This is a genomic window from Lachnospiraceae bacterium (assembly GCA_025758065.1).
Taxonomy (GTDB): domain Bacteria; phylum Bacillota; class Clostridia; order Lachnospirales; family Lachnospiraceae; genus Enterocloster.
This window is the reverse complement of record CP107199.1, coordinates 118441-140775: the sequence shown is the minus strand read 5'-3', so window position 1 is coordinate 140775 and position 22335 is coordinate 118441. Positions and strand designations below refer to the sequence as shown.

The window sequence follows — 22335 nt, the reverse complement described above, 5'->3', positions numbered from 1 at the left end:
TCAGGGAATGTGGTACAATCATATCCAATGAAGCAGATGTCCTCCTGGGAGTCTGCCGGGAGAACATAAAGCAATAAAGGAGATTAACTGGAATGAGTGAGACACCGAATACGATTACGGGCATCAAAAGGGAGCTTCTGATGCGCCTTGGACATGATGCAGATATTTTTGCCCTGATCTCTCTGTGTACAAGAGAGCCATATGTAGTCTGTGATGAGGAGACCTTTGATGATGAGGTATTCTTATTCCTGGATGAAGAAGAGGCAAAGAAAGAAGCAGCAAGACTGGCAGAGGAAAAAGTACCTGTAACTGTTGCAAAGATCAATGGAAAGGATATGCTGGTATTCTTTACCGGTCTGTATGCGTTGGGAGTAAATGCCCTGGTTGTAACAGATAAGGGCGAGAAGGCTTCCATGCAGGTAAGTGATATTGTAAAGCGTAAATCTCCGGAAGATATGCCTCAGGGAACTGTATGGGTAGAAAACCCGGCGTTACATCTGACTGCAGCATATCTGGCACAGGAAATGCGCCGTCCTGCAGCTGCTGCTGATAAGGAAAGAATGGCAGAATTAAATGAAGAGCTGACTGCCGACTTTAAGAAGGGAACATTTATTTTCGCTTTGCAGAAAGAAGAAAAGGGAATCCCGTTAGTAAAATTAAAAGACGGACAGCTGTATCAGCCTGCATTTACGGATATTTTGGAATTCCAGAAATTCAACCGTGAAAATAAGATGCGTCCGGTTGTAGTAGAAGCTGCCAAGGTACCAAGTGTGCTGGCAAATGAAGCTCAGGGCATTATCTTAAATGTAATGGGTGTAAATCTGCCGCTGACTGTTTCCAGACCAAAGGCACCAGCTGCACAGATCCAGAGAACTATTCCGGTTCCGGAAGAAGCAGCAGAAGGGAAAAAGGCTGAAGAGACAGAAAACTAACTAAGTTAATAGAAAACTAACTAAGTTAATAGAGAACTGGTACAGTTATTTGCGAAACGATGTACTGGAAGAATCCACCGTATGCTGTGAGTGTATGGTGGATTTTTTTATGTTATAGATATAAATATGATGTTGTGATTAAAAGGTATTTTGCCCCATCTGATACCGAATTGCTACGTGCTTTGCACTTTTGCAATTCTAAAAACATTTGTAATCTGCTCATTTTTCTTCAAAAAATGGCTTCTTACTCATGGTTTTGGCGGGTCACAAGTTCAAAAACCTCCTGTAATGAATGGTTACAAAGAGATGCCATGGCTGAACCGTAACAATGGATTGACAGTAACTGATTTGACATATCGACTATAAACGCTTCCTGTGGTATAATGTGCTGATATCATGAATATACAGGAGGCGTTTTCATGGGCGGACAAAAGCCGGAAACAAATAAGAATAAGATCAGTGTGGGGCTGTTGGCTCATGTAGATGCGGGAAAGACCACTCTTTCTGAGGCGCTTTTATATCTTACCGGCGCGATCCGGAAAATGGGCCGGGTAGATGACCGGGACGTCTTTTTAGATACTTATGAATTAGAGCGGGAGCGCGGCATCACTATTTTTTCCAAACAGGCGGTATTTGACCTGGGAGATAAAAATATAACTCTTTTAGATACACCGGGGCATGTGGATTTTTCTGCGGAAATGGAGCGGACGATCCAGGTGCTGGATGCAGCCATTCTGGTGGTAAGCGGGGCAGACGGCGTTCAGGGGCATACAAGAACCGTATGGAGACTGTTAAAACGCCATCATGTGCCGGTATTTCTGTTTATCAACAAAATGGATCAGTCAGGCTGTGACCCGGCAGCCCTTATGAAGGATCTGAAGACTAATTTAGACGGAAATTGTGTAGATTTTGGAGGCTGGTCCGGGGAAAAAGGGGAATGGGATCCACAAAAAACACAGCCCGATGAATTTTATCAGGAACTGGCAGTCTGTGATGAAGCGGTTATGGAAGCCTATTTTGAAAATGGGATCATAAATACAGAAGAGATCAGCCAGCTGGTAGAAAACCGGAAAGTATTTCCCTGTTATTTTGGCTCTGCACTGAAATTAAAGGGTGTAAAAAAGCTGACAGAAGGTATTACACTTTATGGAAAGGGAGTGGAAACGGGAAAGGAAGAGGAGCCTTTTGGCGGAAAAGTCTTTAAAATATCCAGAGACAACCAGGGAAACCGCCTGACTCATTTAAAGGTCACATCCGGCGTGCTTCATGTAAAGGATTGCTGGGGAGAAGAGGAGAAAGTAAACCAGATCCGTATTTATTCAGGAGCTAAATTTGAAAGCGTAAAAGAGGCATCAGCAGGTTGTATCTGCGCAGTGACCGGGCCGCTCCATACACATCCGGGACAGGGGATCGGCAGTGAGCCTGCTTCAGAACTGCCAATGCTGGAACCTGTGCTTACCTACCGTATCCTTCTGCCTTTTGACAGCGATGTGCATAAATGTTTACAGCAGTTTAAGCAGTTAGAAGAGGAAGAACCGGAACTTCATGTACTTTGGAATGAAGAGCTTGGGGAGATCCAGGTACAGCTTATGGGAGATGTGCAGATCGAAATCTTAAAGCATATGCTGGAAGAAAGATATGGCCTGTTAGCAGGCTTTGATACTGGAAATATTGTATACAAAGAAACTATTTTAAATACAGTAGAGGGTGTGGGACATTTTGAGCCATTGCGCCATTATGCAGAGGTGCATCTGTTATTAGAACCGGGAGAGCCGGGGAGCGGACTGCAGTTTGATACTGTATGCAGCGAGGATGTGCTGGATAGGAACTGGCAGAGGCTGATCCTGACCCATTTGGAAGAGAAGCTCCACAGAGGTGTGCTTACTGGGGCGGAGATCACGGATATGAAGGTGACTCTGCTTACAGGACGTGCCCATATGAAGCATACAGAGGGCGGTGATTTCCGCCAGGCTACTTACCGGGCGCTGCGTCAGGGGCTGATGCAGGCAGAAAGCCAGCTGTTGGAGCCATTTTATGGGTTTACACTGGAACTTCCTGCTGAAAATCTGGGACGGGCCATGGCAGATATGGACCGGATGTTTGGAACTTTTGAGCCACCGGTGACTACAGAGGATGGTGTTATATTAACGGGAAAAGCACCGGTTGCCAGTCTGCGTGATTACCAGCGGGAGGTCATTGCCTATACAAAGGGCCGGGGACATTTAAATCTCTGGTTTAAAGATTATGAGCCCTGTCACAATGCAGAAGAAGTGATAGAGGCAGCAGGCTATGATCCGGAGGCAGATCTGGAAAATACAGCAGATTCTGTTTTCTGTTCCCATGGAGCAGGATATCTGGTGCCATGGTATCAGGTGAAGGAATATATGCATGTGGAAAGCCCATTAGAAAAGCTGGGTCGGAGAGTAAATGGTGCGAATGAGGCTGACGGAGCTGAAGCGTCAGTTGGTAAAATAGCTGGTGGAAAACGCCAGAGCAGCTCTGATCCCGGCACATCCTGGAGCGATGATAAAGAGTTAGAAGAAATTTTTAACCGCCGTTTTGGTCCTAGAAAATGGCGCAGCAGGCCGGATACCCAGAGCAGCTGTACTGCACCAAGGACAAGAAATTATTCTGCAGATAAGTCTTTAAAGGGAAAGGAAACAAAGAAACCGGAGGAGGAAGAGTATCTTCTAGTAGACGGCTATAATATTATTTTTGCCTGGGAAGAGCTGAGGGAGCTTTCAAAAGTGACGATTGACGGGGCAAGACAGAAGCTGATGGATATCCTGTGTAATTATCAGGGATATAAGAAATGTACGCTGATCCTGGTATTTGATGCTTATAAAGTGACAGGAAATACAGGGGAAGCCATAAACTATCACAACATCCATGTAGTATATACGAAAGAGGCAGAAACTGCTGACCAGTACATTGAAAAACTGGCTCATAAGATAGGCCGCCAGTATCATGTGACAGTAGCCACTTCTGACGGGCTGGAGCAGCTGATCATCTATGGTCAGGGCTGTCATCTGATGTCAGCAAGGGACTTAAAAGAGGAAGTTGCCTGGGCGAATGAGCAGATACGGGAAGAAAAAGCAAAACTGAAAAAAAATGGGAAAAACTATTTGTTCCATGGTGCAGATGAAGAACTGGCGGCATATTTAGAAGATATCCGCCTTGGCAGGAGAGAATAAAATGCTTTACACATATCCACATTATTATAGAAAATTTCAGTGTATTGCCTCAGAATGTGAGGATACCTGCTGCGCAGGCTGGGAGATTATGATCGATGATAAGGCACTGGAAAAATATAAAAAGGCAAAAGGCCCGGTTGGAAACCGGTTGAAAAATTCTATTAACTGGAAAGAAGGGTCGTTTTTACAGTATCATCACCGTTGTGCCTTTTTGAACGATGAAAATTTGTGTGACCTGTATACAGAAATGGGGCCGGACAGCTTATGCCGTACCTGTCGCATGTATCCACGCCATGTAGAGGAATTTGAAGGCAGCAGGGAGTATTCTCTTTGTCTTTCCTGTATGGAGGCAGCAAAGATCATCCTTGGCTGCGAGGAAAAGGTGCAGTTTTTTACAAAAGAAGATGAAAAAGATGAAACCTATGATGATTTCGATTTCTTTTTATATACCAAACTTATGGATGCCAGGGATCTGGTTTTTCAGATATTACAGGACAGAAGCCTGGATGTAAAGCTGCGTATGGCAGAGGTGCTGGCATTAGCCCATGATCTGCAAAGAAGAGTGCGGGACAATGTTCTTTACCAGACAGATGCATTATTTGAAAAATATAACAGCTCCAGGAGAGATGATTATTTCAAAGAAAAACTGGCTGGCATTAAGGGATACAGCCGCTATGAAGCAGTAAAAGAGATCATAGCCCTTTTAGAGAAAATGGAACCATTAAACCACCAGTGGCCGGAGTACAGGGATAAATTAAAAGTCTGTCTTTTAGATGGCGGCCAAGAGGCTTACGAAGAGATGAGAAAAGCCTTTTTACAAAGTTCGGAAGCAGGAAAAATAAGTCTCTGGACAGAACAATTAATGGTGTACTTTGTATACACTTACTTCTGTGGCAGCGTTTACAATGGAAATCCCTATGGAAAAATGAAAGCAGCTGTGGCCTCCACGATCATGATCCAGGATATGATGATGGCTCATTGGAAAAAGAATGGTACACTTACTTTAAAAGAGGCAGCTGATGTGGCTCACCGCTATTCCAGAGAGATCGAGCATTCCGATGAAAACAAAGGACTGCTGGAAGATATATTGACCCGCAAGGGGGAGTTTCGCCTGCGACCACTGCTTGCGGCATTGTAAGAAATGGTATATAATGTAATGAGCGCAGGGAAAAACAAGCGGCTGCGAAGCAGACATTTGTTTTTCACAAGCGATTAACGAATGAACCGTCTGCGCCAGCAGACAGTGGAGCGCGTCAGCGCGTGTTCATGAGTGAAGGAGAGCGCAGGGAAAAACAAGCGGCTGCGAAGCAGACATTTGTTTTTCACAAGCGATTAACGAATGAACCGTCTGCGCCAGCAGACAGTAGAGCGCGCCAGCGCGTGTTCATGAGTGGACGAGAGATAGAAATTAAAAGGAGAAGATACAAATGAGTGAATGTTCCCATAACTGTAGTACCTGCGGTGAAAACTGCAGCAGCCGTACTCAGGATAAAAAAAGCTTTCTGGAAGCACTGGCACCGGAAAGTTCAGTAAAAAAAGTAATTGGTGTTGTCAGCGGAAAAGGCGGTGTAGGTAAATCACTTGTTACTTCCATGCTGGCAGTAAGCATGAGCCGGAGAGGAAAACATACAGCAATTCTGGATGCAGATATTACAGGTCCGTCTATTCCTATGGCATTTGGCGTAGCCCATGAAAAAGCAGGTGTTTCCGAAGATGGAAAATTGATGCTCCCTGCAAGATCTTTAGAAGGTGTTGATATCATGTCAGCAAACCTTCTGTTAGACCATGATACTGATCCGGTTATCTGGAGAGGTCCTGTGATAGCAGGCGCTGTAAAGCAGTTCTGGACAGAAACATTATGGAAAGATGTAGATTACATGTTTGTAGATATGCCTCCTGGCACTGGCGATGTTCCTCTGACTGTATTCCAGTCACTTCCTGTGGACGGTATTATTATCGTTACCTCTCCTCAGGAGCTGGTAGGAATGATCGTAGCCAAGGCAGTGAACATGGCAAAGAAGATGGATGTGCCGATCCTTGGTATTGTAGAAAATATGAGTTATCTGGAATGTCCTGACTGTGGAAAACACATTAATGTATTTGGTGAGAGCCATACAGAACAGGTTGCAGAAGAATATGGCTTAAAGCTGTTAGCACAGATCCCGATCGATCCAAAAATCGCTCAGATGGTAGATGGCGGACAGATAGAATATATTGAGATGCCATGGTTTGAAGAGGCTGTAAAGGCAGTGGAGAATCTGTAAGCGGAAAGCGGTGATACGATGAATATCAATCTTAATCCTAATAGCGAACTGAATCAGTCCATTGTCAATGTGCCGGATGTGGTCCAGGTCCCGGATGTATGGGTCAATGAAGCAAGACAGTTTCGGATGGCGATGATGATGTATGCCTGTGCTATCCGTGAAGTAAAGACAAAATTAGAAGTGCTAAATGATGAATTGTCCATTAAAAACCAGAGAAATCCTATTGAAATGATCAAATCCCGTGTAAAGAAGCCTATGAGCATCCTGGAAAAGCTTCAGCGCCGGGGATTGGAAGTTTCTGTGGCTTCTATGACAAAAAATCTGGATGATGTGGCCGGTATCCGTATTATCTGTTCCTTTGTAGATGATATTTATGAGGTAGCGGAAATGCTGGTACGTCAGGATGATGTAACAGTCATAGCTATCAAGGATTATATTAAAAATCCTAAGCCAAACGGCTACCGCAGCTACCATATGATCATTGAGATCCCGGTATTTTTCTCGGACAGCAAAAAGCCCATACGGGTAGAGGTACAGATCCGTACGATCGCCATGGATTTCTGGGCAAGTCTGGATCATCAGTTAAAGTATAAAAAGTCCTTTGTAGACCTGAATGGTGAGATCAGCAGCGAATTAAAGCAGTGTGCCGATGTGATCGCCCAGACCGATAATAAGATGTTGGAGATCCGGAAGAGGATCGAAGCACAGGGCGTAACAGTATCAAGAGACTAAGTAATAGTACAGTTATTTACGAAACGATGTACTAATATTCATAGAAAGACAGGGTTTGCGTAATGTAAAACCCTGTTTTTTTATACAGGGCCATGGCAGGGAGATTTTCAGAGGACACCTGAAGTTTAATGGACTTGAAGCCTTTTTTGGCTAACCGGGGAAGCAAAGCAGATAAAAAGGCAGTACCAAGATGTCTGTTTCTAAGCTCCGGGAGAACTTGGAGACTGTATAAATAGACAGACTCTCCCTGAGGAGCAAGAAAACAGGTGACTTCAGGTGATGTGAAACTGGGGGGAATATTCTGGTTTAAACGGCAGCCGATGGCGTGCCAGACTATGTTGCCTGAAGTTATGGTATCATTGGCTTCTGTTTTATTTTCTGGAGCTGTTTCTACAATCCGGCAGTAAATACCAGTCTCTGTTTTTTCGCTTATTATTAGCTTGCGTTCTAACATATATTCATCCCAGGCATGTTCTGCTCCAATATGCCCCAGAATATTTTTCCATGATTCATTTTCAGCACTGCAGGAAAAATACACAGAACCTTCTCCAGGGATCCTGTCTTCTTTACAGGCAGCAGCCAGGATCGCGGAAAAGATGCCTTTTCTGCGAAAATCCGGATGTACAAAAGGTACACATTCAAAGCTGTCATCCCCAGTCTGATAAACAGCCATGCATCCCAGGAGAAGATCCTTTTCCTGCATAGCAAACCACCAGCTGTCAGCATCCAGGATATCAGCAAGCGCAGGCGTTGGCACAAAACATGCTTCGGTATTAGCGGCAGAGTCTGCTGTGGGTGCAGAAAGAAGCTGTCCTATCTGCAATTGGTCTGATGAATTTAGATTGTTTTTAAAGAAAATTTCCATGAAATAAGCTCCCAACATAGTTTTCATAATGCTTTTATTGTAATCCAATGGTTTCCGGTATGCAACCATTGTTGAAAGCCAGGATTGTATTTTTTGTGTATTTCCGCCATAGTCTCTTGAATATGAAAAATTGCAGTGGTAGAATAGTCCAGAAAAAATCTTCGGATATAGAAGAGGACATTAAAATATCAGGAGGAAAAGCAAAGATGAAATACGTAAGACAAATCGGTATTATCCTGGGAATCACTCTGGCAGGAGAATTTTTAAACAAGATCCTTCCATTACCTGTTCCGGCAGGCGTGTATGGTCTTTTTCTTATGCTGGCAGCTCTTATGACTGGCGTGGTAAAGCTGGAAAGCGTAGAAGGAACCGGCAATTTCCTGATGGATACCATGTCTATGATGTTTGTACCGGCAACAGTAGGGATCCTGGAGTGCGCAGATGAGCTGAAAGCAGTTCTTATCCCATTTTTGATCATTATCGCAGTTTCCACAGTGGTAGTAATGATCGTTACCGGAAAAGTAGCACAGTTTATGATGGAATCAGCAGAGAAGAAAAAGGAGAAATGATCAAATGAGCGCATTAAGAGAAATTCTGGGAAATTCCCAGTATTGGGGACTTACTTTAAGTATAGGAGCCTATCTGTTTGCCTGCTGGCTGAAGCAGAAAACAAAGCTTGCCTTTTTAAATCCCATCCTGGTATCTGTTATCGTGATCATTGCATTTTTACTGGGAGTAGGAATTGATTATGATACATATAATAAGGGAGCATCTTATTTAAGCTGGCTTCTCACACCGGCAACTGTATGTCTGGCGATCCCGCTGTATAAGCAGCTTCATTTGTTAAAGAAGCATGGCGCAGCTGTTGCAGTAAGCATTATTTCCGGAGTTGCCACCAGTGCAGTGAGTATTTTCCTCATGTGCCGTGTTCTGGGATTGTCCCATGCCCATTATGTAACACTGCTTCCAAAGTCCATTACAACTGCTATTGGAATGGGCGTCAGTGAAGAAGCAGGCGGCATTGTAACACTGACTGTTATCAGCATTATTATTACCGGTGTGCTGGGAAATATGGTTGGTGAGACTGTGCTTAAGCTTGCAAAGATCCATCATCCGGTAGCAAAAGGCCTGGCATTTGGTACCAGTGCCCATGCAGTAGGCACAGCCAAAGCGCTGGAATTAGGAGAAGTAGAAGGCGCTATGAGCAGCCTTTCCATTGCAGTGGCCGGCCTTCTCACTGTAGTTGCAGTACCGATCGCATCTAAATTTATATGATGATACCAGGGGCCAAAGGTCTAAAATCCGACGAGGGCTTGCTTGCAGGAGGATTTTTGAACTTGGGACCCGCCAAAAACATGAGTAAGGAGCCATTTTTTGAAGAAAAATGAGCGGATTACGAATATTTTTAGGATTGCGGGAGTGCAAAGCACGCAGCAATCCGGTATCACCAGGGGCCAAAGGTCTAAAATATAAGTTTATATAAAGTATTATATCAGCCCCGGCACTGCCGGGGCACATCTGTATCTAAACAAACACATTATTTAACTGTGACATTACCATATGCCATAAAGGGATGTCAGCAGCTAAAGGTCTATGGGCTCTTGGTGCAAGCATGCAGGATTAATAGTCACTTGGCAGCATTTTCGCAGTAATCAATGTATTTTCGGAAAAATCTTCTCACAAAATCATGCACATAAAGATTCTGAGAGGGCATTAATCATAGAAAGAGGGGTACATTCATGAAGAAAAGAGGAGAAGCAGAAATTTCTACCACCTGGAGGCTGGAAGATATGGTCCCGAATAATGAGACCTGGGAAAAACAGTTAAAGGAAGCGTCTGACCAGCTTGAAACATACGGGGAATTTAAGGGTAAGCTGGCAGAAAAAGCAGAAAATTTATACCAGTGTCTGAAATTCGATGATGAGTTCAGTTTAAAAGCAGAACGCCTGTATGTATATGCAAGAATGCGTTCTGATGAAGATACGGCAAATGACCTGTATCAGGACATGTTTTCCAGAGCCCAGCTTTTAAATATCCGTGCATCTGAAAATTCATCCTATATGGTTCCGGAGATTTTAGCCATTCCAGAAGAAACATTAGAAAAATTCAGAAGCACACACTCTGGTCTTAAACATTTTGGTCGTCTGTTAGATCAGCTGTTAGAACGCAAGAGCCACACTCTGTCAAAAGAAATGGAACAGCTGCTGGCCCAGTCCTATGAGGCAACTCAGGGGGGCAGCCAGGTATTTACCATGTTTAACAATGCAGATGTCCGTTTTCCGGCAGTTCATGACGCAGAGGGAAAAGAAATTCCACTTACTCATGGAAATTACATTGCCCTGTTGGAAGATCAGAACAGAGAGATCCGGAAAGAAGCTTTCGAAAATCTGTATAGTGTATACAAACAGTTTTCAAATACATTATCAGCTGCTTTCGCTACCAATGTGAAACAGGCAGTATTCTATGCGAAAGCCAGAAATTATGATTCCAGCCGTCAGGCAAGTCTTTCTGGAAATGAAGTTCCTGAGACAGTATATGATAATCTGGTGGCATCTGTGAGAAAAAATCTCCCATTACTCCACAGATATGCCTCTCTTCGTAAAAAAATAATGGGTCTGGATGAGCTTCACATGTATGATCTGTATGTGCCTGTGGTGGCAGAAGCAGACCGCCATTATACCTTTGAAGAAGCCAAAAATATTGTAAGAACAGGTCTTGCGCCTATGGGAGAAGAATATCTGGGCCTTCTTCAGGAAGGTTTTGAAAACCGCTGGATCGATGTGTACGAAAATGAAGGAAAGCGCAGTGGTGCTTATTCCTGGGGTGTTTATGGCTGCCACCCATATGTATTGTTAAATTTCCACGGAACCTTAAATGATGTATTTACGCTGGCTCATGAAATGGGCCATTCTATCCATACATGGTATTCCAATAAGAATCAGTCTTATACCTATAGCGGCTATAAGATCTTTGTGGCAGAAGTGGCTTCCACCTGTAATGAGGCCCTGCTGATCCGTCATTTGTTAAAGAACAGCAAAGATAAACAGGAAAAGGCTTATTTATTAAATTATTTTCTGGAAAGCTTCAGGGGAACCTTGTTCCGTCAGACCATGTTTGCGGAGTTTGAGCAGAAAGCCCATGAGATGGCAGCAACAGGGGAAAGCCTGACTTCCCAGAGTCTTTGCAGTATTTATAAGAAGTTAAATGAAGATTATTTTGGACCTGATACAGTGACCGATCCTGAGATCCAGTATGAATGGGAACGGATCCCCCATTTTTATACACCATTTTATGTATATCAGTACGCTACCGGCTTTTCTGCGGCGATCGCTATCAGCAGGAAGATATTTAATGGAGAACCTGGTATTTTAGAAGGATACAGGAAATTTTTAAGCGGTGGCTGTTGTGATACTCCTATTGAGCTGTTAAAGCTGGCAGGTGTGGATATGTCCCATACAGGCCCGGTGGAGGAAGCACTTAAATTCTTTGAAGAGCTGTTAAATGAGTTTGAGGAACTAGTATATCGTTTTTGAAATAACTATAGTTTTTAGACCTGCACACTCAAATCCGCATCCTACGCGATTCGTACAGTTATTTACGAAACGATGTACTGGCGCAATAATTAAGAACATGAAATCTGCCTGCAGCGCCAAGTTTTCTTGAAGAAATGCGGTATCTATGTTAAAATGGGGATAATCATCCACAGCGATGCTTCTTATACGGCAAAGCCGTGCAGTGAGATGTTGTGGATCAATGTACAAAGAGTGTACCATAACCAAGGAGGAACAATATGATCAGTCAGTTAATCGAAAAAATCCAGAAGACAAAGGCTCCAATCTGCGTAGGCTTAGACCCAATGCTTTCCTATGTGCCAGAGCACATTGTAAAAAGGGCATTTGATGTTTATGGAGAGACCTTAGAGGGAGCTGCAGAAGCTATCTGGCAGTATAATAAAGAGATTATTGATAATACCTATGATCTGATCCCGGCAGTAAAGCCACAGATCGCTATGTACGAGCAGTTTGGCATTGAGGGATTAGTAGTTTATAAGAAAACCGTAGATTACTGCCATGAAAAAGGCCTGGTAGTAATCGGTGATGCAAAGAGAGGCGATATCGGCTCTACTTCCGCTGCATATGCAACCGGACATCTGGGCAAAGTACAGGTGGGTTCTAAATCTTACAGCGGTTTTGATACCGATATCCTGACTGTAAATCCATACCTTGGAACAGACGGCGTAAAACCTTTCGTAGAAGCATGTAATGCAAATGATAAGGGGATCTTTGTTCTGGTAAAGACTTCCAATCCATCCAGCGGCGAGTTCCAGGACAGACTGATCGATGGCCGTCCTCTTTACGAATTAGTAGCTGAAAAGGTAGTAGAGTGGGGCAACATGTCCATGGACGGAGCTTACAGTAACGTAGGCGCAGTAGTAGGTGCTACTTATCCGGAAATGAGCAAGATCTTAAGAAAGCTGATGCCGCATACCTATTTCCTGGTACCAGGATATGGCGCACAGGGTGGTACTGCAGCAGACTTAAAGCACTGCTTTAATGAAGATGGTTTAGGTGCGATCGTAAACTCTTCCAGAGGAATTATTGCAGCTTATCGTCAGGAAAAATACAAACAGTTTGGTCCGGAGCATTTTGCAGAAGCATCCAGACAGGCAGTTATGGATATGGTTGCTGACATCAACAGTGTACTGTAGTAAGCATGATACAATGATCAGCACACTACTGTGAACAACAGGCAAGAAACAAAAAAGGTTGGAAAAACAACATGGCAAAATTGAAAATGACAGCTGCTGTTACCTCACAGGTACAGCTGGCAGAAGGAATTTATGATTTAAGACTGGCTGCAGGTGAGATTGCAGCCCAGGCTGTGCCTGGACAGTTTGTATCCCTTTATTCTAAAGACGGATCCAGACTGCTTCCAAGACCTATCAGTCTTTGTGGTATTGATAAAGAAAAGGGCGAGCTGCGCCTGGTATACCGTGTAGCAGGAGCTGGAACAAAGGAATTTTCTGCTCTGGCAGCAGGTGATACCATTGATGTATTAGGACCATTGGGAAATGGTTTTCCATTATTAGAAGGAAAGAAAGCATTCCTCATTGGCGGTGGTATTGGTATTCCTCCAATGCTCCAGCTTGCAAAAGCGTTAAATGAAATAAACGGCAGTGAAATGGTACAGTCTGTGATCGGCTACCGTGACAGCCATATGTTCTTAAAGGAAGAATTTGAAGCATATGGTTTAGTAACTGTTGCTACAGAAGATGGCAGTGTGGGAACAAAGGGAAATGTATTAGATGCTATCCGTGAAAATGACCTGAAGGCAGATGTGATCTATGCCTGCGGACCAACACCTATGCTTCGTGCCTTAAAGGCATACAGCCAGGAAAAAGGTATTCCCTGTTATTTATCCCTGGAAGAAAAAATGGCCTGCGGTATCGGTGCCTGTCTGGCCTGCACCTGCCAGACAAAGGATGTGGACGAACATTCCCAGGTACATAACAAGCGTATCTGTAAGGATGGTCCCGTATTCCTGGCAGAAGACATTGAATTGTAATGTTTAAGAACATGAATAAAAGCAGGAGGCAGGACCGAATTATGAATATGAGTGTAAAGATTGCCGGAGTGGAATTTAAAAATCCGGTTATGGAAGCGTCCGGCACCTTTGGTTCCGGTATGGAATACAGCGAATTTGTTGACTTAAGCCGTCTTGGTGCTGTTGTTACAAAAGGTGTGGCAAATGTGCCATGGCCGGGAAATCCAACACCAAGGATCGCTGAGACCTACGGCGGCATGATCAATGCCATTGGTCTGCAGAACCCGGGGATTGATGTATTCGCAAAGAGAGATATTCCATTTTTAAAGAAATATGATACAAAGATCGTAGTCAATGTGTGTGGAAAGACCACAGAAGATTACATTGATGTAGTAGAACGTCTGGGAGATGAGCCGGTAGATATGCTGGAGATCAATATTTCTTGTCCAAACGTAAAAGAGGGCGGTATTGCCTTTGGCCAGGATCCTAAGGCAGTGGAGGCTATCACGAAGGCTGTAAAAGCCCATGCAAAACAGCCGGTTGTTATGAAATTAAGCCCAAATGTAACAGATATTACTGTTATGGCAAAGGCAGCAGAAGCAGGCGGTGCAGATGCTATTTCCCTGATCAATACTTTAACTGGTATGAAGATCGATATTAACCGCAGAACTTTTGCAGTTGCCAACAAAACAGGAGGACTTTCCGGTCCGGCGATCCGTCCGGTAGCCGTACGCATGGTATATCAGGTTGCCCAGGCAGTAAAGGTGCCTATTATCGGTATGGGTGGTATCTGCAATGCAGATGATGCTCTGGAGTTTATCCTTGCAGGTGCAACAGCAGTAGCCATCGGTACTGCAAACTTCCATGACCCATATGCTACAGTTAAAACAGTAGATGGAATTAAGGCATATATGGAAAAATATGGAATTGAAGATATTAACCAGCTGATTGGTGCAGTAAAGTGATGATAACAGGATCACAGGGAAAAAATTATTAATGTCCTCCCGGAGTCTCTCATGCACAGAAAGATTCTGAGAGAACATATAAGAATCAAGGAGGTTATTACCATGGAAAGTTATAAGCAGGAATTTATTGAATTTATGGTAGAGAGCAATGTATTAAAATTTGGAGATTTCACCTTAAAGAGCGGCAGAAAGTCACCGTTCTTTATGAATGCAGGTGCTTATGTAACAGGTACCCAGTTAAAGAAGTTAGGTGAGTATTACGCAAAGGCGATCCATGACAATTTTGGGCTGGATTTTGACGTACTGTTTGGACCGGCTTACAAGGGAATTCCCTTAAGTGTGGCTACTACTATGGCGATCAGTGATCTGTACGGAAAGGATATCCGCTACTGCTCTAACCGTAAGGAAGTAAAGGATCACGGTGATACAGGAATCCTGTTAGGAAGCAAGATCAAAGACGGCGACCGTGTTATGATCATCGAGGATGTTACCACTTCCGGTAAGTCTATTGAGGAGACCTTCCCGATCATCAAAGCCCAGGGCGATGTAGAGATCAAAGGCCTGATCGTTTCCTTAAACCGTATGGAACGCGGAAAAGGAACCAAGAGTGCCTTAGATGAGATAAAGGATCTGTATGGCTTCCCAACCGCAGCTATTGTTACCATGGCAGATGTAACTGAGTGTCTCTATAACAAAGAATGCAATGGTCAGGTAGTGATCGATGATAAGATCAAGACAGCTCTTGATGCATATTATGAGCAGTACGGCGCAAAGAACGAGTAAAAGCCGGAGGTAGTTGCAATATGGAGAGAGTATATAAAACAATGAAGGTTACAGGAGCCGGCTGTATTGCAGCAGGTGTTGTGATCCTGGTCACAGGTCTTGTTGTGGGCATTATTTCCATTGTCAATGGAGCGCTGCTTTTAAAACGCAAATCCGAAATTGAATTTTAGGATGCGGGGTCACAGATGATCAGAAACACAACTAAAAGCCAGAAGATGGGATGGGTACTGTTTATACTGTACCTGTGCCTTCTGGCGTATTTCATGTTTTTTTCAGAGTCATTCGGACGGACTGATACAGACAGGGGTTATGTCTATAACCTGATTCTTTTTAAAGAGATCAGCCGTTATTTTAAATATTATAATGTACTGGGATTCCCATTGTTTATGATCAATATCGTGGGAAATATCATTGCTTTTGCACCCTTTGGATTTTTTCTGCCGGTCATCAGCAGAAGAAGTAAGAAATGGTATAATACAGTGACCTTTGGGTTTACCTGGAGCCTGATCTTAGAGACTTTGCAGCTCATATTCAAAGTGGGAAGTTTTGATGTAGATGACCTGTTCCTTAATACACTGGGAGCAGCTTTCGGCTTTGGCTGTTACTGTCTGGTACAGCAGTTACGTTACAGGAGGAAAATACATTGAGACAGATTGGAAATAAGGTTTCCTATGTGAAAAATCCCCTTGCAAAGAACAGTTTCTACTGTCTGGGTCTGGGAATCGTCTCCCTTCTTTTAGGTGCCTTAAGTATGTATTTTTCAGTTAGAAATGCAGGACAAGGGGGACTGAATACAGGAGCCTATGGATTTTCAAGCATGGCAGCAGCCATTATGGGGCTCTGGTACGGCATCCTTTCCTTTACAGAAGATGACTGTAATTATATTTTAGCCAGGATCGGGATGGCTTTAGAGGGAATCATCCTTCTTATATGGGTCATCATTATATTTACTGGTATATTCAGATAAAATGATACCAGGGTTAAAATGGCAAAATATAAGTATCACAGCAGGCAGATGTGGATGTATAAGGAGGGAATAGTTTTTATGGATTACAGAACAATTTTACAGGAAGAAAACGATGCCGTAAGAGAACGGCTGGACCTTTCTATGGAGCGTGTGACAGCCATGGAAGAAGAGGATATCCGGCAGCCTTACGGCAATTATTTTAGATGTGTTTCCCGTTTTATCCTTATGATCGGGGAACTGGTAAAAGAAAGACAGGAAGGAAGGAAGCTTTTTCTCACCCAATTACAGGAGCGAAATCACAGGCTTTACGAAGATATTTTGCCGGAACATTATGAAGAAAGCTTTGCAAATCCGGACTATGCGGTAAAAGAGCTGGGAGAAGGCTATGGACAGATATTGTCTGCTCTTTATACAGAGATCAGGGGAGACATTGTTTATGCTTTTGAAATGCGTCTGGAAAATATCGCTATCTTAAACGAAGTCTTTCTGGAGGTATATAACCTGTTTGTACAGGCATGGGAAGAAGGAGCAGACTGCCCTAAAGAACAGCAGATCAAAGATGCTTTTTACTGGTATGTCAGCGATTATTCAGATCTGATGCTTCCGTGGCGGATCAGAGAAGGCCTGGATCCGAAGCTTTCTTTTGCAAAAGATATTATCATGGAAAGTGATTTAAATGATCTTTCCTATTTATATGAGTTTGGTGAGTATATTTCCCAGTCTGAGTTAAAGCTGGCGGCTTTTATGAACACACTTCCCCAGGAAACTGTGGATAAAATGGCAGATACCTATACAGAAGGTTATCGTAAAGGTTTTTCTGTTATGGGACGGGATATTACCCAAAAGAAGACTGTGGTTATAGAATACCAGCTGGGCTTTGAACGGATGATCCGGGAAGCTGTTAAGAATTTCCGGAAAATGGGACTGGAACCGATTTTCTATCGGGCTGCGGTAGAGTCCTTAAACCGCAGACCAAATGGCAAGAGAGGCTATTTTGGTGCTTCTGCTAACAAACAGTATGATTATGATCACCGCTATGACAGTGCCCTTTATATGGGCAATGCCTTTAAAGAGAGAAAACTTTCTATATTAAAGGCTGCGTATGAACAGTACAGTGAGCTGGCTTCCTGGTGCGCAGGCCCGGCTGTAGTAGAGACCTTTGGCGAGGAAGGCTTTACGCCGGTAAATAAGAAAACTGCCCTTGGGTTAAATGACCATCAGCAGGAGCTGACTTTAGCTTATGCAAATGAGTCACGCCAGGTCATCAACCAGTATATGCCGGGAGATGAGACCAGCTTTACGATCATTGCTTTCCCGAAGCCGGAGATCGGACCGGATTTTGAGGATATTTTCCGTGAGACCATTGCCATAAATACACTGGATTACGAAAAATACCAGAAGATCCAGCAGAAGCTGATCGATGCTTTAGATAAGGCTGATCATGTGGAGATCACAGGACGGGATGGAAATGAAACATCCATGAAAGTGCAGCTCCATACACTGACCGATCCTGCAAAGCAGAGCAATTTTGAAAACTGTGTATCAGATGTGAATATCCCATTAGGAGAAGTATTTACTTCTCCTGTGCTTACAGGAACGCAAGGAATTCTCCATGTAAAAGAGGTCTATGTGGAAGATTATCTCTTTAAAGATCTGCGTATGGTATTTAAAGATGGAAAAGTGACAGAGTTTGGCTGCGGAAACTTTCCGGAATCTGAGGAACAGGGAAAAGATCTGGTAAAGCAGGTGATCATGCGTGGCCACAGCTGGCTTCCACTGGGGGAATTTGCCATTGGAACTAATACTACAGCTTATGCAATGGCTCAGAAATATCAGATCGGAAGCAAGCTTCCGATCCTTATTGCAGAAAAAACCGGTCCCCACTTTGCAGTGGGAGATACCTGCTACAGCTTTGCAGAAGACTCTCCTATGTACAATCCGGATGGTAAGGAAGTGATCGCCAGAGACAACGAGATATCCCTTTTAAGAAAAGAGGATATGTCAAAGGCATATTTCAGCTGCCATACAGATATCACAGTTCCTTATTCAGAACTGGGAGATATTGTGGCCGTAGGAAAAGACGGCAGCAGGATCACATTAATCAGACAGGGGAGATTTGCATTAGAGGGAACACAAGGTTTAAATGAAGCTCTTGGTCAGTAACTTTTTTTTCACAAAAAGTTCATTATTTTACTCTTGTAAAGAACAGTAGATTTAGGGTATGATTAAGAGTAGCCTAAAATGCACATGTTTCAGTATATGTACTGAAAAACGCATTCAGGACGTTCGCGTTGCGGACGTCCTGTTCTTATTGTTGGCATGCATGTTTACAGAAAGGAGTATTTTACCTATTATGCTGAAAGTTTTATCAAAATGCATCCGTGAGTATAAGCAGGCATCCCTGAAAGCCCCTTTGATGGTATCACTGGAAGTGGTGATGGAGTGTATTATTCCATTTGTCATTGCACGGCTGGTGAACCAGATGAAGGCAGGTGCCGGTTTTAGGGAAATCGCCATGTATGGTCTGGTACTGGTCATTATGGCTACGCTTTCTCTTATATTCGGTATTACTGCAGGTAATGCCTGTGCCACTGCTTCCTGCGGGTTTGCAAAGAACGTGAGAAAAGACCTGTTTTACAAGATCCAGGATTTTTCTTTTGAAAACATTGACCGTTTTTCATCTTCATCTTTAGTTACACGTCTGACTACAGATGTGACTAATGTACAGATGGCTTATATGATGATCGTCCGTATTGCCATACGTGCCCCATTAATGCTTGTTTTTGCCTTTGTCATGGCATTTATCATGGGCGGCAGAATGGCATGTATTTTTATCATTGTAGTGCCCATACTGGGAATTGGTCTTTTTTCCATTATCCGCCTGGTCATGCCGCTGTTCCGCGCTGTATTTAACAAATATGATGCTTTAAATAACTCTGTTCAGGAAAACATTAAGGGCATCCGTGTTGTGAAATCTTATGTGCGGGAGGAGTATGAAAAAGAGAAGTTTGACCGTGCAGCAGAAGATGTATGCGGTGATTTTACCCGTGCAGAAAAGATCCTTGCATTTAACAATCCACTGATGCAGTTCTGCCTGTATACAGTTACGATTTTTGTGCTGTCCTTTGGTTCTTATACGATCATCACCAGCCGGGGACTGGATTTGGATGTAGGACAGTTTTCCGCTCTTTTAACCTATAGTTTCCAGATCTTAAGCAGTCTTATGATGCTGTCCATGGTCTTTGTTATGATCACACTGGCTTCTGAGTCTGCAAAGCGAATTGTAGAAGTTCTGGAAGAAAAGAGCAGTCTGGTAAATCCGGAAAATCCGGTTTACGAGGTAAAGGACGGTTCTGTTGATTTTGAAAATGTAAGCTTTAAATATTCTAAAAAGGCAGAGAGAAACGCTCTGGAGAACATTAACCTTCATATTAATTCCGGTGAGACTATTGGTATTATTGGTGGAACCGGTTCTTCAAAGTCTACTTTGATCCAGCTGATCTCCCGTCTGTATGATACCACAGAAGGTGTGGTAAAGGTGGGGGGAAGAGATGTAAGGGAATATGACCTTAAGACACTGCGAAACCAGGTTGCTGTTGTTTTACAGAAGAATATCCTGTTTTCAGGTACTATTGAAGAAAACCTGCGCTGGGGTGATAAAAATGCCACTCCAGAGGAAATGGCCCATGCCTGCAAGCTGGCTCAGGCAGATGAATTTGTTCTCCGTTTCCCGGATAAGTACAAGTCCTACATTGAACAGGGCGGTGCTAATGTTTCAGGTGGCCAGAAGCAGAGACTTTGTATTGCAAGAGCACTTCTTAAAAAGCCAAAGATCCTGATCTTAGATGATTCTACCAGTGCAGTAGATACAAAGACAGATGCAATGATCCGGAGCGGATTTAAGGAATTTATCCCTGAAACTACAAAGATCATTATCGCACAGCGTATTTCATCTGTTCAGGAAGCTGATCATATTATTGTAATGGATGGCGGAAAGATCCAGGCAGTTGGAAATCACGAAGAGCTGATGAAAACCAGCCCGATCTACAGGGAAGTATATGAATCACAGAACAAAGGAGGCGGTCAGGATGAAGAATAATGGAAAAGCCATGGCAAAGGCTGGAAAAAAGACGTTTTTGCGCCTGATCCGCACCATTTTCGGATTTTTCCCGGTGCTGTTGCCTCTGGTACTCATAGGTATTTTATTTAATGCTATTGTAGGTTCTATTCCGGCAGTTTTTATGCAGAAGGTTATTGCTGTGGTAGAACAGAACTGGCAGTCCGGTGAGTGGAATGGCTGTAAGGATGAGATACTGCGTTATACAGGTATCCTTCTTACACTTTATGGTCTGGCGCTGGCGGCTTCTATCTTCTATAACCGGAAAATGGCTGAGATCACCCAGGGAACTTTAAAGAAGCTGCGTGAAAAAATGTTCAATAGTATGCAGGATTTTCCTGTAAAATATTTTGACACTCATAATCATGGGGATATTATGAGTTACTATACCAATGATATTGACACGCTGCGTCAGCTGATCTCCCAGAGTATTCCGCAGTTTTTAAATTCTGCTGTTATGGTAACGACAGTATTCTGCGTCATGCTTTACTACAGTATCTGGATGGCGCTGGTGGTAGTTGCAGGTGTTGTACTCATGCTGAATATTATAAAGAAAGTAGGGGGAAGCTCTGCAAAATTCTTTATCCAGCAGCAGAAAGCTATTGGTAGGACAGAAGGTTTTGTGGAAGAGATGATGAATGGCCAGAAGGTCATTAAGGTGTTCTGCCATGAAGAAGAAAGCGAAAAGACTTTTGATGCTATTAATGATGAGCTGTTCCATGTGTCTGAAACGGCTAATAAATACGCAAATACCCTGGGACCGATCTTAAACAATATTGGTAACCTGCTGTATGTGGCAGTAGCCCTTGCAGGAAGCTTATTCCTGATGTTTAAAGTGCCTAATTTAAGCATTTCCCGGTTACCATTTTCTATTAGTATCGTAGTGCCGTTCTTAAACATGACCAAGCAGTTTGCAGGAAACATCAACCAGGTTTCCCAGCAGATCAATGCCGTTGTCATGGGTATGGCAGGTGCGGAACGTATTTTTGGCCTGTTAGATGAAAAGCCAGAGGAAGATGAAGGATATGTAACACTTGTAAATGCAGTGGAAAATCCTGACGGAACTCTTTCAGAGCACAAAGAACGTACCGGTGTCTGGGCATGGAAACATCCCCACAGCGATGGAACGGTTACTTATACCAGGCTGACAGGTGATGTGCGTTTTGAAAATGTAGATTTTGGTTATGATCCTGGTAAGACAGTTCTTCATAATATTACACTGTATGCAGAACCTGGCCAGAAGGTAGCTTTTGTAGGTGCGACTGGTGCCGGAAAGACTACCATTACCAATCTGATCAATCGTTTTTATGATATTTCTGATGGAACCATCCGTTATGATGGCATCAATATCAGGAAGATCAAAAAGTCGGATCTGCGCCATTCTTTGGGTATTGTTTTACAGGATACCAACCTGTTTACCGGCACTGTAATGGAAAATATCCGCTACAGTAACCCGGATGCAACAGATGACGAGTGCATAGGAGCAGCAAAACTGGCCGGTGCCCATGACTTTATCACCCGTCTGCCGGAAGGCTATGAGACTGCTATTACCGGAAATGGTGAGAATTTATCCCAGGGACAGAGACAGCTGATCTCTATTGCCAGAGCAGCCGCTGCAGATCCGCCGGTTATGATCTTAGACGAGGCAACATCATCTATTGATACACGTACAGAAGCCATCGTACAGCGGGGAATGGATGCCCTGATGCAGGGACGTACTGTATTTGTTATTGCACATAGACTATCCACAGTGCGTAACTCCGATGTGATCATGGTGCTGGAGCAGGGCCACATCATCGAGCGCGGAAGCCATGATAAGCTGATCGAAGAAAAAGGAAAATACTATCAGCTATATACAGGAGCTTTCGAACTGGAGTAGCGCAGGAAAAAACAAGCGACGCCGAAGGCGGCATTTGTTTTTTCCAAGCACTCCACGAGCAAACAGCCTGCGTCAGCAGGCAGTAAAGTGCGT

General features: G+C 43.5%; 19 protein-coding genes. 18 read left to right on the top strand and 1 reads right to left on the bottom strand.

What is annotated here, in order from left to right; genetic code table 11:
- Positions 1-92 precede the first annotated feature (92 nt).
- The 5 genes from OGM16_00660 to OGM16_00640 all read left to right on the top strand — a co-directional run bounded on the left by OGM16_00660 (position 93) and on the right by OGM16_00640 (position 7122).
- Positions 93-932, top strand: coding sequence for an SseB family protein (locus OGM16_00660; protein ID UYJ46829.1), 840 nt, complete (start codon positions 93-95; stop codon positions 930-932).
- Positions 933-1351: 419 nt separating this feature from the next.
- Positions 1352-4126 (top strand): TetM/TetW/TetO/TetS family tetracycline resistance ribosomal protection protein, encoded by a 2775-nt coding sequence (locus OGM16_00655; GenBank protein ID UYJ46828.1) that lies wholly within the window; start codon positions 1352-1354, stop codon positions 4124-4126.
- A 1-nt stretch (position 4127) separates the two neighbouring features.
- Complete coding sequence (gene fliB / locus OGM16_00650) at positions 4128-5264, top strand: flagellin lysine-N-methylase (protein UYJ46827.1); 1137 nt, start codon at positions 4128-4130, stop codon at positions 5262-5264.
- Between the two features lie 289 nt (positions 5265-5553).
- A complete protein-coding gene (locus OGM16_00645) occupies positions 5554-6390 on the top strand; it encodes an Mrp/NBP35 family ATP-binding protein (protein UYJ46826.1) in 837 nt (278 codons plus the stop codon).
- Between the two features lie 18 nt (positions 6391-6408).
- Positions 6409-7122: a GTP pyrophosphokinase family protein gene (locus OGM16_00640; protein UYJ46825.1), complete on the top strand. Its 714-nt coding sequence runs from the start codon at positions 6409-6411 to the stop codon at positions 7120-7122.
- A gap of 31 nt (positions 7123-7153) precedes the next feature.
- Here the strand turns inward: OGM16_00640 and OGM16_00635 are convergent, their stop codons facing one another.
- Positions 7154-7987, bottom strand: a complete 834-nt coding sequence (locus tag OGM16_00635; GenBank protein UYJ46824.1) for a GNAT family N-acetyltransferase — start codon at positions 7985-7987, stop codon at positions 7154-7156.
- A gap of 206 nt (positions 7988-8193) precedes the next feature.
- Between OGM16_00635 and OGM16_00630 the strand changes: the two genes are divergently transcribed.
- The 13 genes from OGM16_00630 (at position 8194) to OGM16_00570 (ending at position 22242) form a co-directional block, all read left to right on the top strand.
- On the top strand, positions 8194-8556 hold the full coding sequence (locus tag OGM16_00630) for a CidA/LrgA family protein (GenBank protein UYJ46823.1): 363 nt from the start codon (positions 8194-8196) through the stop codon (positions 8554-8556).
- A 4-nt stretch (positions 8557-8560) separates the two neighbouring features.
- Positions 8561-9262, top strand: a complete 702-nt coding sequence (locus OGM16_00625; protein ID UYJ46822.1) for an LrgB family protein — start codon at positions 8561-8563, stop codon at positions 9260-9262.
- Positions 9263-9726: 464 nt separating this feature from the next.
- The gene (pepF, locus tag OGM16_00620; GenBank protein UYJ46821.1) at positions 9727-11520 is read left to right on the top strand and encodes an oligoendopeptidase F; all 1794 of its coding nucleotides are present in this window, start codon (positions 9727-9729) and stop codon (positions 11518-11520) included.
- 257 nt (positions 11521-11777) lie between these two features.
- Positions 11778-12695 carry an orotidine-5'-phosphate decarboxylase gene (pyrF, locus tag OGM16_00615; protein UYJ46820.1) on the top strand — a complete coding sequence of 306 codons (918 nt, stop codon included), beginning with the start codon at positions 11778-11780 and terminating at the stop codon, positions 12693-12695.
- 71 nt (positions 12696-12766) lie between these two features.
- Positions 12767-13552 carry a dihydroorotate dehydrogenase electron transfer subunit gene (locus OGM16_00610; GenBank protein UYJ46819.1) on the top strand — a complete coding sequence of 262 codons (786 nt, stop codon included), beginning with the start codon at positions 12767-12769 and terminating at the stop codon, positions 13550-13552.
- A gap of 41 nt (positions 13553-13593) precedes the next feature.
- A complete protein-coding gene (locus OGM16_00605) occupies positions 13594-14496 on the top strand; it encodes a dihydroorotate dehydrogenase (GenBank protein ID UYJ46818.1) in 903 nt (300 codons plus the stop codon).
- Positions 14497-14598: 102 nt separating this feature from the next.
- Positions 14599-15279, top strand: coding sequence for an orotate phosphoribosyltransferase (gene pyrE, locus OGM16_00600; protein UYJ46817.1), 681 nt, complete (start codon positions 14599-14601; stop codon positions 15277-15279).
- 20 nt (positions 15280-15299) lie between these two features.
- Positions 15300-15449, top strand: a complete 150-nt coding sequence (locus OGM16_00595) for a hypothetical protein (protein ID UYJ46816.1) — start codon at positions 15300-15302, stop codon at positions 15447-15449.
- 15 nt (positions 15450-15464) lie between these two features.
- Positions 15465-15926 carry a VanZ family protein gene (locus tag OGM16_00590; GenBank protein ID UYJ46815.1) on the top strand — a complete coding sequence of 154 codons (462 nt, stop codon included), beginning with the start codon at positions 15465-15467 and terminating at the stop codon, positions 15924-15926.
- On the top strand, positions 15923-16246 hold the full coding sequence (locus OGM16_00585) for a hypothetical protein (protein ID UYJ46814.1): 324 nt from the start codon (positions 15923-15925) through the stop codon (positions 16244-16246). The genes OGM16_00590 and OGM16_00585 overlap by 4 nt, the downstream gene beginning before the upstream one ends.
- Positions 16247-16324: 78 nt before the next feature.
- Entirely contained in the window at positions 16325-18409 is a 2085-nt protein-coding gene (locus OGM16_00580; GenBank protein ID UYJ46813.1) for an aminopeptidase, read from the top strand.
- 190 nt (positions 18410-18599) lie between these two features.
- Positions 18600-20345 carry an ABC transporter ATP-binding protein/permease gene (locus tag OGM16_00575; protein UYJ46812.1) on the top strand — a complete coding sequence of 582 codons (1746 nt, stop codon included), beginning with the start codon at positions 18600-18602 and terminating at the stop codon, positions 20343-20345.
- On the top strand, positions 20335-22242 hold the full coding sequence (locus tag OGM16_00570; protein ID UYJ46811.1) for an ABC transporter ATP-binding protein/permease: 1908 nt from the start codon (positions 20335-20337) through the stop codon (positions 22240-22242). Before OGM16_00575 ends, OGM16_00570 begins: the two co-directional genes overlap by 11 nt.
- The last annotated feature ends 93 nt before the right edge of the window (positions 22243-22335 follow it).

What these genes read in the sequence shown, in the direction of transcription:
- OGM16_00660 (UYJ46829.1), top strand. Translation starts at nt 93, where the DNA reads ATGAGTGAGACACCGAATACGATTACGGGCATCAAAAGGGAGCTTCTG.
- OGM16_00655 (UYJ46828.1), top strand. Translation starts at nt 1,352, where the DNA reads ATGGGCGGACAAAAGCCGGAAACAAATAAGAATAAGATCAGTGTGGGG.
- fliB (UYJ46827.1), top strand. Translation starts at nt 4,128, where the DNA reads ATGCTTTACACATATCCACATTATTATAGAAAATTTCAGTGTATTGCC.
- OGM16_00645 (UYJ46826.1), top strand. Translation starts at nt 5,554, where the DNA reads ATGAGTGAATGTTCCCATAACTGTAGTACCTGCGGTGAAAACTGCAGC.
- OGM16_00640 (UYJ46825.1), top strand. Translation starts at nt 6,409, where the DNA reads ATGAATATCAATCTTAATCCTAATAGCGAACTGAATCAGTCCATTGTC.
- OGM16_00635 (UYJ46824.1), bottom strand. Translation starts at nt 7,987, where the DNA reads ATGGAAATTTTCTTTAAAAACAATCTAAATTCATCAGACCAATTGCAG.
- OGM16_00630 (UYJ46823.1), top strand. Translation starts at nt 8,194, where the DNA reads ATGAAATACGTAAGACAAATCGGTATTATCCTGGGAATCACTCTGGCA.
- OGM16_00625 (UYJ46822.1), top strand. Translation starts at nt 8,561, where the DNA reads ATGAGCGCATTAAGAGAAATTCTGGGAAATTCCCAGTATTGGGGACTT.
- pepF (UYJ46821.1), top strand. Translation starts at nt 9,727, where the DNA reads ATGAAGAAAAGAGGAGAAGCAGAAATTTCTACCACCTGGAGGCTGGAA.
- pyrF (UYJ46820.1), top strand. Translation starts at nt 11,778, where the DNA reads ATGATCAGTCAGTTAATCGAAAAAATCCAGAAGACAAAGGCTCCAATC.
- OGM16_00610 (UYJ46819.1), top strand. Translation starts at nt 12,767, where the DNA reads ATGGCAAAATTGAAAATGACAGCTGCTGTTACCTCACAGGTACAGCTG.
- OGM16_00605 (UYJ46818.1), top strand. Translation starts at nt 13,594, where the DNA reads ATGAATATGAGTGTAAAGATTGCCGGAGTGGAATTTAAAAATCCGGTT.
- pyrE (UYJ46817.1), top strand. Translation starts at nt 14,599, where the DNA reads ATGGAAAGTTATAAGCAGGAATTTATTGAATTTATGGTAGAGAGCAAT.
- OGM16_00595 (UYJ46816.1), top strand. Translation starts at nt 15,300, where the DNA reads ATGGAGAGAGTATATAAAACAATGAAGGTTACAGGAGCCGGCTGTATT.
- OGM16_00590 (UYJ46815.1), top strand. Translation starts at nt 15,465, where the DNA reads ATGATCAGAAACACAACTAAAAGCCAGAAGATGGGATGGGTACTGTTT.
- OGM16_00580 (UYJ46813.1), top strand. Translation starts at nt 16,325, where the DNA reads ATGGATTACAGAACAATTTTACAGGAAGAAAACGATGCCGTAAGAGAA.
- OGM16_00575 (UYJ46812.1), top strand. Translation starts at nt 18,600, where the DNA reads ATGCTGAAAGTTTTATCAAAATGCATCCGTGAGTATAAGCAGGCATCC.
- OGM16_00570 (UYJ46811.1), top strand. Translation starts at nt 20,335, where the DNA reads ATGAAGAATAATGGAAAAGCCATGGCAAAGGCTGGAAAAAAGACGTTT.